The following is a 10,598-nucleotide window of genomic DNA, read 5'->3' as shown; positions in this document are numbered from 1 at the left end:
GGTGGTCCAGGCGGCCCGGAGAAGGCGGCTGGGGGAACGTGGTTCCACCGTAGAACGCCGTTCGAGGTCGCGCAAGCTGTGATTGGATGAGAGCTATGACACCGCCGCGAACACGCTCCGCCGAAGGACCTCCCCGAGGACGCCGGCGCGCTTCGCACTCGATGGAGGCCGTCCTCACCGCGGCCGTGGCCCTGCTCGACGAGGCAGGCGGATCGGCGCTGACGTTCCGCGCCCTCGCGACCCGGCTCGGCACGGGCGTCGGCACCATCTACTGGTACGTCTCCAGCAAGGACGAGCTCCTCGACCGCGCCACCGACCACGCGATCGGCGGGGTCCTGACGGCCGTCGAGGAGCAGCCCGACAGCGACGACCCGATCGCCGACCTGCGCGCGATGGCCATCACCCTGTTCGACGCGATCGTGGACCGGCCGTGGCTGTCGGCGTACTTCATGCGTAACACCGACGTCCAGGGCAACTCGTTGCGGCTGTACGAGAAGCTCGGTGAGCAGACCCTGCGCCTGGACCTGACACCCCGGCAGCGGTTCCACGCCGTCTCGGCGATCACGGGCGTCGTGGTCGGCACGGCCGCGGACCTGGGCATGGAAGTGCCGCAGGAACTGCTCGACGGCGACGTGGACCGCGACGCGTTCCTCGGCCGCTTCGCCGAGAGATGGCGCTCACTCGACGCCACGGACTTCCCGTTCGTGCACCAGATCGTCGACGAGTTCGCGGAGCACGACGACCGGGACCAGTTCATCGCCGCTCTGAACCTGACCCTCGCGGGCCTCCGCCTCCAAGCCGGAAGCCGACCCCGAACCCACTGACGCTCAGGGGAACGCGACCCAGGCTGCATCGCGTTCCCCGAAACCCTTCACCCGGCCAGGCACCACCGTGCCGCTCACGACCTCAGTCGAAGACGCGCACGGACTGAACGCTCCGGAAGCCGGTGGCGCCCAGCAGGTCACGGCTACCCGGACAGGGCGCCGCAGTCGTGGACCACGCTTCCGCCGATCACCGTGGCGCCGACGGACAGGGTGTCGATCCGCTGCGGGTCGACGGTCAGCAGGTCGTCCGAGAGGACGGCAAAGTCCGCCAGCATGCCGCGGGAGAGGCGGCCCTTGCGGTCGTCGGCGTGTTCGGCGTAGGCGGAGCCCACGGTGTAGGCGTACAGGGCCTGTTCGGCGGTGAGCGCCTCGGCCGGGGCCAGCGGGGCGCCGCCCGCGGTACGGCGGTTGACCATGTCGTGGATGCCGAGCAGCGGACTCCCGTGCGCGACCGGGGCGTCACTGCTGCCCGGGAGCACGGCCCCGGCGTCCAGGAGACTGCGCATGCGGTAGCAGAGTTCGGCGCGTTCGGGACCCAGCGCGGTGATCATTCCGTCGCCGATCTCGGAGACGAAGCGCCCCTGCGGAACGGGGACGATGCCGTTGTCCACCAGGCGGCGGACCTGCTTGTCGGAGGCGACGGCGAAGTGCTCGATGCGGTGGCGCGCGTCCCGGCGCGGGTGGGCGGCCTGCGCGGCCTCGAAGGCGTCCAGGACGACGTCGATGGCGGCGTCACCGATGGCATGGGCGGCGATCTGCCAGCCGCACCGGTGCGCCTCGGTGATCGTGTGGCGCAGCCACTGCTCGTCGAACTGGAGGAAGCCGACGTTGTCGGGTTCGTCGTGGTAGCCGCAGCACATGTGTGCCGAGCGGCCGATGAGCGAACCGTCCGTGGCGATCTTGGTGGCGCCGACCTTCAGTCGGTCGTCGCCGAATCCGCTGCGCAGGCCCAGGTCGAGCCCGAACCAGGTGTCACCGTCCCCGACGGCCCCCATGTCGTGCAGGACGGTCATGTAGGGCATGACCGTCGTACGGATCGTCAGTGCCCCTTCCTGGACGGCCCGGTGGAAGGCGTACAGGTCGGCCGGGCCGTGCCCGACGTGTTCGGCGGCGGCGATGCCCGGCTCGGTGAGGCTGGTGATGCCCTCGCTCACGCCCTGGTCGTTGCCGGCCCTGATGGCGGCGACGACAGAGTCGAGGGGCGAGGGACGGAACGCCCGGGTCACCAGGTGCTGGGCGGTTTCCTGGAGCAGTCCGGCCGCCCTGCCGTCCGGGTCGCGTTCGACATGGCCGCCGTCGATGTCGGGGACACCCAGTCGGCCGGTGAAGCCGGCCCGGGTGAAGGCCGCGGTGTTGCCCACGCCCATGTGGCAGGAGACGTGCTCCAGCCACACGGGGCGCCCCTGAGCCGCTTCGTCCAGGGCTTCGGCCGTGGGGTGGGCGCCGATCTTGTTCTGGTCGTAGCCCGCGCCGAAGAGCCACTCGTCGGGGCCCAGCCGCGCCGCCCGCTCGCGTACCGCGGCGTACAGGGCGTCGAGGGTGGGGACGGTCCGCGCGTGCAGGTCGAGTTCGAGGAGGCGGCGGCCTCGCATGCTCAGGTGCTGGTGGGCGTCGTTGAAGCCGGGCACCGCCGGGGCTCCGCCCAGGTCGTGGACCCGCTCCGCGGTGCATCCGGCGACTTCTTCGTCGAGGCCGACGATCCGGCCCCCGAAGACCCCGAGGGTGTGTGCGGTGGGCCGGTCCGCGTCGAGCGTGGTGAAGCGGCCGTTGGTGAACAGTGCGTCCAGGTGCATGACTGGTTCCTAGGAAGGGAGTTCGGGTGGCCGGCTTACGCGACGGTGGGGAGGCTCTCCCGCTCACGGGCTTCGGTGCCCGGGGCGTCGTCGCGGGGGCCCGAGCGGTAGCGGGCCAGGGCCAGCACGCAGACGGTGGTCAGCAGCAGGAGCGTGATGTAGTAGCCGACCACCGGCCAGTGGCCCGCGCCCCGGGTGAGCAGCCACTGAGCGACGAAGGGGGTGGAGCCGCCGATGATCGTGCTGCACAGCTGATAGGCCAGGGAGACGCCGGTGTAGCGGACCTTGACCGGGAACGCCTGGGACAGGAAGCCGGCCAGCAGCGCGTAGTAGCTGCATCCGGTGAGCACGCCCAGGGCCAGCCCCACCCCGATCAGTGTGCTGTCGCGGGTGGCGATCAGGAGGAACATCGGCACCGCGACGACGATGTTGGCGATCAGGGCGCCCGCCATCACCCGTACCGTTCCCACGCGCTGGGCGAGCAGTGCCGCCAGGGGCTGCCACAGGAACTGCAGGACGGCGAGGATCAGGAGGATGTCGAGCATGGTCTGCCGGTGCACGCCGAGGTCGCTCGTGGCCCAGGACAGTACGAAGGTGTTGGTGAAGTAGGCGGACGAGATGCCCATGGCACTGGCACCGACACCGAGCAGGACCAGCACGCGGGAGGTGCGGAACAGCTCGACCACGGGAATCTTCGGAGCGCCCTCCTCCTGCTGCCTGGCCTTCTCGAAGTCGGTGGACTCGGTGACCTTCAGCCGGATCACCAGACCGATGATCACCAGCAGGGCGGAGAGCAGGAACGGGACGCGCCAGCCCCACGTCATGAACGCGTCGTCGGACAGGTTTCCGACGGCGATGAAGACGAGGGTGGCCAGGACGGACCCGGCCGGCGAGCCCTGCTGGACCCACATGCCCGCGAAGCCGCGGCGCTTGTGCTCGGCGTTCTCGGTGGCCATGAGGACCGCGCCGCCCCATTCGCCGCCGACCGCGATGCCCTGCACGGCGCGGAGGAGGACGAGCAGGACCGGCGCGGCGGCGCCGATGGTGGCGTAGGTGGGCAGCAGGCCGATGAGGGTGGTGGCGGACCCCATCAGGACGAGGGTGGTGACGAGGACGTTCTTGCGTCCCACCCGGTCACCGATGTGGCCGAAGATCAGTCCGCCCAGCGGGCGGGCGAGGAAGCCGACCCAGAAGGTGGCGAAGGCCGCGAGGGTGCCGGCGGTGGGACTCGCGGTGGGGAAGAACAGCTTGCCGAACACCAGGGCGGTGGCGGTGCCGTAGATGTAGAAGTCGTACCACTCGACCGCGGTCCCGATGAAGGACGCGGTGGTGGCCTGTCTGGCTTTGCGGCCGGCGGCAGATGTGGTCTGGGGCATGGCTGACTCCGGGGATAAGCGGCGGTGCCGGCGGGGGATGTGACCTGTGCGCGGCGCGAGGCGGCACGAGGTCCTGCGTTGACCGCGACGCTGCGGGTGCCCGTTCGAACGGTGTTGTCCGGTCGGCCATAGTTTCGTGGCCCACCAGCCATACGGTCCAGTACCTTCTGAGCTGTACGGTCATACCTCGGAGGCATGACCGTGTCCGAGCGGGGATACGGTGGCGGGCGCCGAGCGGTGAAGACGCGGCGCCGACGCCACCGCGGCACGACGGAGGCACGATGGAACTGCGGGTCCTGCGGTACTTCCTGGCGGTGGTGGACACCGGTTCGATGACGGCCGCCGCCGCGCGCGTCCATGTGGCGCAGCCCTCCGTCTCACGCCAGTTGCGCTCCCTCGAACGGGAACTGGGCGCGGAGCTGCTCCAACGCACCAGCACGGGGGTCCAGCTCACGGCGGCCGGGCGCCGCTTCGTACCCGTCGCCAGGGATCTCACGCTGCGCGCCGCGCAGGGCACGGAACTGCTTCAGGCCGTGTCCGGTCAGAGCCCGCTCCAGTTCCGCGTGGCCTGCCCCAACTCCACCATCACGCACCTCATCGCCCCGTACGTCGCCGAGCTCGGCGGCCCCTTCACCGACGCCCGGGGCTGTGAGCCGGACCAGGTGTACGAGCGACTGCTGGCCGGGGACGTCGACATCGGCATCTCCACCGCTCCGCCGCCCGGCGGCATGGCGGCACGGCGATTGGGCGGGCGTCGGATCAGTGCCCAGATGCCCCCCTCGCACCCCATCGCCCAGGAGGGCGGCGGCGACCTGGAGCTGTCGAGTCTGCTCGAACACCCGGTCATCGTGGGTAGCCGGGCCAGCGCCGTGCGGCGCGCCCTCGACACCACCCTGTACGAGCAGAGCACACCACTGCGGCCCGCCTTCGAGCCGCAGTCCGAAGCCATGGCGCAGGCCCTGGCGGCCGCGGGCCACGGCGTCTGCGTCGTCGTCGACCATCCGCAGTTCGACCTGAGCGTGCGCCCTCTCAGCGCCCAGGGCCACCCGCTGGCCATCTCCCTGTACGCCGGTTGGGACCGCGACCACTACGCACACGACGAGATCGACGCGGCCGTACGGCAGCTGTCGGACTGGCTGACGGCCAACGACGGCGGCCGGAAGCCCGGCAGCCTGCACGGTGCGCGGCGAACGGCCGGCTGAGGCGGCTGCCCGCCGGGCCGCGCCCCGTTCCCTACCGCCCGCAAGCGGCTCTTGCGGGCCGAGGCAGGGATCCGAGGTCACAGGGCTCGGGTCCGGCGGGCAGGACTACAGGTCAGGCGGTGGGCCGCGGGGCACGCAGATGGACCCGCTTCACCAGTTCCTCCTCGTCGACCAGTTCGAGCATGGGCTTGCCCGGCGCGCACAGCATGGTCACCACGAACCGGGTTCGCGCGTCCGCCAGCGCGTTGCCGTCCTGGTAGTGGATGACGTCGCCGCCCGGCTCCCAGAAGGTGCCGCCGGCCTCCACGACGCGCTCGGGCTCACCCTCCAGCTCGAAGCGGACGGCGCCCTCGATGACGTACCCGAAGGCGGGACCCGAGTGCCGGTGCGGCGGAGTCCCCGGGTCGCCCGGCTCCCACTCGACGTGGATCGTCATGGCCGAGGCACCCTCCGGGACGGTGATCGGCGAGGCGTCCTGGAGCATCTTGGCGGCGGTCATCCAACCGGCCGTCGCCCCCTCCTGCGCATCGGCCCCGTGCATGTGTCCTGCATGGCTCTCTGACACTGTGTCGCACCTTCCTGGGTGATCGAACTGCTCGGCTCTTCCCAGGAATGACCGGACGTGCGGCGGATCTGTGACACGGGGTGCACTGCCGGTCCCAGCCCGTCAGCTGTCCGCCCGTTCGACGCCGAACAGTGTCACACCACCTGCCTGCAGACGGTCTGAAGAGCGGTGGGTACGTAGTCCCCCCTCCCCCCTCCCCACCATCGCCATAGCCACCGCCATCGCCATCGCCATCGACGGGAAGAGGCCGAAAAGATGAGAGTCGTTGTTGCAGGTGCCACCGGGCTGATCGGGTCCAGGACGGTCGCCGGGTTGCGGGACCACGGCGTGGAGGTCCGCCCTCTCTCGCGCTCCGACGGAGTGGACGTCGTCACGGGCGAGGGACTTCCCGACGCCCTGCGCGGCGCCGACGTCGTGGTGGACGTCACCGACGCGCCGTCCCGCGCACAGGCCACGAGTGTGCGGTTCTTCGAGGCGGCGACCGCCAACCTCCTGGACGCCGCCGCCACCGCAGGTGCCGAGCACTATGTGGCCTTGTCCCTGGTAGGCGCCGACCGTGCGCAAGCCGGGTACTTCCACGCGAAGGCACTGCAGGAGGAGCGGATACGGCGCTCGCCGATCCCTCACTCCATCGTGCGGGCCACGCCCTTCTTCGAGTCCGTGGACGCCCTTTCGCGCTCGACCGCCCACGCGGACGGCGTGCACGTGGCGCCCGTGCCGGTCCGGCCCGTGTCGACGCACGACGTCGCCGCCACGGTCGCCCATGTGGCCGTGGGGCTACCGCTGTTCGGCGTGCTTGAGGTCGCGGGTCCCGAGGAGCACCGTCTCGACGACCTCACCGCCAAGCTGCTGGCCGCCCGTGGTGCCCTGCGCGAGGTGGTATCCGATCCGCGGGCCCCGTTCTTCGGCGCGCTGCTCGACGGGCGGACGCTGCTTCCCGTAGCAGACGCGCATCTGGGCCACGAGTCGGTCGACCGTTGGCTCGCGGGTCGATGACGCCCAAGCCCGTGTGACACGAGAACCCACTGTTCGCAGGCGTGCCGAAGGTGAACGGGGCCGTCCGCGCACCTTCCAGGAGGCCGCTGTAGCATGAGCGATCTGTAGGACAGAAGGGGCACGGATGCACACCGGGGATGACGTCAACTCGCTTGAGCGGGCGACGGAGCAGTTCGTCGCGGTGCGTCCCCAGCTCTTCGGTATCGCGTACCGCGTACTGGGCAGTGCCGCGGAGGCCGAGGACGTGTGCCAGGAGACATGGGTGCGGTGGCAGAACGCCGACCGCTCGGACATCGCCGAACCGGCGGCGTTCCTGACCACCATCGCCACCCGCCTCGCGATCAACACGGCCCAGTCCGCCCGCGTGCGGCGCGAGGCGTATGTCGGACCGTGGCTTCCCGAGCCCATCGACACCAGCCCGGACCCGCAGGTCGGAGCGGAGCGTGCCGAAGCGGTCGAGATGGCGGTTCTCCTCCTGCTCGAAAAGCTCAACCCGGTGGAACGGACCGCGTACGTGCTGCGGGAGGCGTTCGACTACCCCTACCGGCAGGTCGCCGACATCCTGGAGACCAGTGAGGCCAACACCCGCCAACTGGTGAGCCGCGCCCGCAAGCACCTGGCCGCCGAGCGGCGGGAGCAGGTCGACCGGGCGGAGCACCGGCGGCTGCTGTCGGTGTTCCTCACCGCGGCACAAACGGGGGATCTCAAAGCGCTTGAGGACGTTCTCGCGGCGGACGTCGTCAGCTACACCGACGGGGCCGGCATGCGGGGCGCGTCGCGGATCCCGGTCGTCGGGATCACGCACGTCTCCCGCTACCTCGCTGCTTTCGCACCGCGTTTCTGGCCGCAGTCGGACGTCCGCTGGGTCGAGGCCAACGGGCGCGCGGCCGTTCTCGTCCTGTCCGGCGGGAACGCTGTCGCCCTTCTCTCCGTCGACGTCTCGGCGGAGGGCATCGACAGGATCATGTGGGTGATGAGCCCCGCCAAGCTCGCGCCCTTCGCGGCGTCGCAGGAGGTCTGAGCCCGTCACCGACGGGCGGGGCCGCCGTGGCGGGCCGTGCCGTCGGCCGGTGTCACGAGACCGTGTCTCGCCGGTCGCCCGCAGGTCCGTCCACGGGCAGGGCGGTCTTCGTCTGCTGTGCCGGTCACAGCTTCACACTCCGTGTCACAAACCCACGGGGCTGCTGGTCGTACTGGAGGACTACCCCAGCGATCGGAGCAATCGTGGCTATCACCGAGAAACGTCTTTCCACCATGGTGCTGGTGATCGGTACGGGCGGGGCCGGACTGCGGGCGGCGATCGAGCTGGCCGAGTCGGGCACGGACGTCCTGGCCGTCGGCAAACGTCCCAAGGAGGACGCGCACACGGCCCTGGCCGCCGGGGGCATCAACGCCGCGCTGGCGACCATGGACCCCGAGGACAGCTGGCAGCAGCACGCCGCGGACACGCTCAAGGAGAGCTACCTGCTGGCCGATCCCCGTACCGCCGAGATCGTCACCCGGGGCGCGGCCCTGGGGATCGACGATCTGGAGCGCTACGGCATGGCCTTCGCGAGGGAGGAGGACGGCCGGATCTCCCAGCGCTTCTTCGGCGCGCACAAGTTCCGGCGCACCGCCTTCGCCGGTGACTACACGGGCCTGGAGATCCAGCGCACGCTCATCAGGCGGGCCGCCCAGCTGAAAATCCCCATGCTCGACAGCGTGTACATCACCAGGCTCCTGGTGCACGACGGCGCCGTGTTCGGGGCCTACGGCTTCGACCTCAGCGACGGGCAGCGATACGTCATCCACGCGGACGCCGTCATCCTCGCGGCGGGTGGCCACACCCGTATCTGGCGGCGGACGTCCTCGCGGCGCGACGAGAACACCGGTGACTCGTTCCGGCTGGCCGTGAACGCCGGTGCCCGGCTGCGCGATCCGGAACTGGTGCAGTTCCACCCGTCGGGGATCATCGAGCCGGAGAACGCGGCCGGCACGCTCGTCAGCGAGGCCGCGCGGGGCGAGGGCGGCATCCTGCGCAACGCACTCGGTGAACGGTTCATGAGCCGCTACGACCCCGCGCGCATGGAGCTCTCCACCCGCGACCGCGTCGCCCTCGCCTCGTACACCGAGATCAAGGAAGGGCGTGGCACACCCAAGGGCGGCGTGTGGCTGGACGTTTCGCATCTCCCCCGACGGACGATCATGGAACGGCTGCCCCGGGTCTACCAGACGCTGCTGGACCTGCAGATGCTGGACATCACCCGCGAACCGATCGAGATCGCGCCCACCGCGCACTACTCGATGGGCGGAGTCTGGGTCAGGCACGACGACCACAGCACCGACGTACGCGGCCTGTACGCCATCGGGGAGGCGTCGAGCGGCCTGCACGGCGCCAACCGGCTCGGCGGCAACAGTCTCATCGAACTGCTGGTCTTCGGCCGCATCACGGGACAGGCGGCGGCCGTCTACTCCCGGCGACTGACCGCGCAGCCGCGCTCCGCGGCGGCGGTGGCGCAGGCGCGCGCCGAGATCGACGACCTGCTGGCGGCGGACGGGCCGGAGAACGTACGCGCCCTGCAGCGCGCCATCCGCAACACCATGACGGAGCACGCGGGCGTCGTACGCGACGAGGCGGGGCTGACCGCCGGGCTGGCCGAACTCGACGCGATCGAGAAGCGGATGGAGGACGTCGGCGTCCATCCCGACATCGCCGGCTTCCAGGACCTCGCGCACGCCTTCGATCTCAAGTCCGCGGCCCTCGCGGCCCGGGCAACGCTTGAGGCGGCGCTCGAACGCCGGGAGACCCGTGGCTGCCACAACCGCAGTGACCACCCGGACCAGGATCCCGCGCTGCGGGTCAACCTCGTGTGGTCGCCGAGCACGGGCATCACCCGCGAGAGCATCGCCCCCGTGCCGGACGAGATCGCCGCGCTCATGGAAGACGTGTCCACCGACGGAAAACTCGTTGAATAGCGCACCGTTTCGCCTTTCAGTCCTTTTCTGTCACAGGTCCCGCGGCTGCCCTGTCTTATCTGATGCAGACGCCAACAGGCTGCTGCGAGAACTTCGAAAGGGTTCACCATGAAGGTCGTAGTAATCGGCGGAACAGGCCTTATCGGTTCCAAGCTGGTCGCCAGGCTCACCGAACACGGTCACGAGGCGGTGGCCGCCGCTCCCAACACCGGCGTCAACACGCTGACCGGCGAGGGCCTGGCAGAGGTGCTTGAGGGTGCCTCCGTCGTGGTCGACGTCTCGAACTCCCCCTCGTTCGCGGACGACGACGTCATGGAATTCTTCCGCACGTCCACCACCAATCTCCTGAAGGCGGAGGCCGACGCCGGTGTGACCCACCATGTCGCGCTGTCCGTGGTCGGCACGGAGCGGCTCCAGGAGAGCGGCTATTTCCGTGCCAAGCAGGCCCAGGAGAAGCTGATCGAGGATTCTGGAATTCCGTACTCCATCGTCCACGCGACACAGTTCTTCGAATTCATGAAGGGCATCACCGCCTCGGCGACCGAGGGCGACACCGTGCGTCTCGCGCCCGTCAAGATCCAGCCGATCGCGTCCGACGACGTGGCCGCCGCCGTGGGCCGCACGGCCGCCGGCGAGCCCCTCAACGGCGTGCTGGAGGTCGCCGGGCCCGACGCGTTCCAGCTGGACGAGCTCGTCCGCAAGGCGCTCGCCGCCAAGAACGACCCGCGGACGGTCGTCGCGGACCCGAAGGCGCCGTACTTCGGTGCCGTGCTCCAGGAGACGACCCTCCTTCCGGGCGCAGACGCGCGGATCGCCGAGACCCGTTTCACCGACTGGGTCGCCCAGCAGCGGTGACGAGGGCGTAGGAACGAAGGGCGGCCCCCTGC

Annotated in this window: 9 protein-coding genes; 6 read left to right on the top strand and 3 right to left on the bottom strand. The window is 70.3% G+C overall.

Going from position 1 to position 10,598, the window contains the following annotated elements; all coding sequences use genetic code 11:
* Positions 1–161 precede the first annotated feature (161 nt).
* The gene (locus ACFWGJ_RS35720; RefSeq protein WP_387332915.1) at positions 162–824 is read left to right on the top strand and encodes a TetR/AcrR family transcriptional regulator; all 663 of its coding nucleotides are present in this window, start codon (positions 162–164) and stop codon (positions 822–824) included.
* A 143-nt stretch (positions 825–967) separates the two neighbouring features.
* Here ACFWGJ_RS35720 and ACFWGJ_RS35715 read toward each other — a convergent pair whose 3' ends face one another.
* On the bottom strand, positions 968–2,617 hold the full coding sequence (locus ACFWGJ_RS35715; RefSeq protein WP_387332911.1) for an amidohydrolase: 1,650 nt from the start codon (positions 2,615–2,617) through the stop codon (positions 968–970).
* Between the two features lie 35 nt (positions 2,618–2,652).
* On the bottom strand, positions 2,653–3,993 hold the full coding sequence (locus ACFWGJ_RS35710; protein WP_387332909.1) for an MFS transporter: 1,341 nt from the start codon (positions 3,991–3,993) through the stop codon (positions 2,653–2,655).
* 281 nt (positions 3,994–4,274) lie between these two features.
* On the opposite strand from ACFWGJ_RS35710, the gene ACFWGJ_RS35705 reads away from it, so the two are divergent.
* The gene (locus tag ACFWGJ_RS35705; protein ID WP_387332907.1) at positions 4,275–5,195 is read left to right on the top strand and encodes a LysR family transcriptional regulator; all 921 of its coding nucleotides are present in this window, start codon (positions 4,275–4,277) and stop codon (positions 5,193–5,195) included.
* A 112-nt stretch (positions 5,196–5,307) separates the two neighbouring features.
* Here ACFWGJ_RS35705 and ACFWGJ_RS35700 read toward each other — a convergent pair whose 3' ends face one another.
* The gene (locus ACFWGJ_RS35700; RefSeq protein ID WP_387332905.1) at positions 5,308–5,736 is read right to left on the bottom strand and encodes a cupin domain-containing protein; all 429 of its coding nucleotides are present in this window, start codon (positions 5,734–5,736) and stop codon (positions 5,308–5,310) included.
* A gap of 279 nt (positions 5,737–6,015) precedes the next feature.
* Between ACFWGJ_RS35700 and ACFWGJ_RS35695 the strand changes: the two genes are divergently transcribed.
* From ACFWGJ_RS35695 to ACFWGJ_RS35680, 4 genes are all read left to right on the top strand, one after another.
* Positions 6,016–6,756 carry an SDR family oxidoreductase gene (locus ACFWGJ_RS35695; RefSeq protein ID WP_387332903.1) on the top strand — a complete coding sequence of 247 codons (741 nt, stop codon included), beginning with the start codon at positions 6,016–6,018 and terminating at the stop codon, positions 6,754–6,756.
* A gap of 124 nt (positions 6,757–6,880) precedes the next feature.
* Positions 6,881–7,777 carry an RNA polymerase sigma-70 factor gene (locus ACFWGJ_RS35690; protein ID WP_387332901.1) on the top strand — a complete coding sequence of 299 codons (897 nt, stop codon included), beginning with the start codon at positions 6,881–6,883 and terminating at the stop codon, positions 7,775–7,777.
* A gap of 233 nt (positions 7,778–8,010) precedes the next feature.
* Positions 8,011–9,711 carry an L-aspartate oxidase gene (locus ACFWGJ_RS35685; protein ID WP_387332913.1) on the top strand — a complete coding sequence of 567 codons (1,701 nt, stop codon included), beginning with the start codon at positions 8,011–8,013 and terminating at the stop codon, positions 9,709–9,711.
* Positions 9,712–9,819: 108 nt separating this feature from the next.
* Positions 9,820–10,566: an SDR family oxidoreductase gene (locus ACFWGJ_RS35680; RefSeq protein ID WP_387332899.1), complete on the top strand. Its 747-nt coding sequence runs from the start codon at positions 9,820–9,822 to the stop codon at positions 10,564–10,566.
* Positions 10,567–10,598: the final 32 nt, after the last annotated feature.

Origin of the sequence: Streptomyces sp. NPDC060205 (genome assembly GCF_042728395.1) — a bacterium.
In the GTDB taxonomy this organism is placed as follows: Bacteria; Actinomycetota; Actinomycetes; order Streptomycetales; family Streptomycetaceae; genus Streptomyces.
Note: the sequence above shows the minus strand (reverse complement) of the source record. Positions and strands in the feature narration are given on the sequence as shown.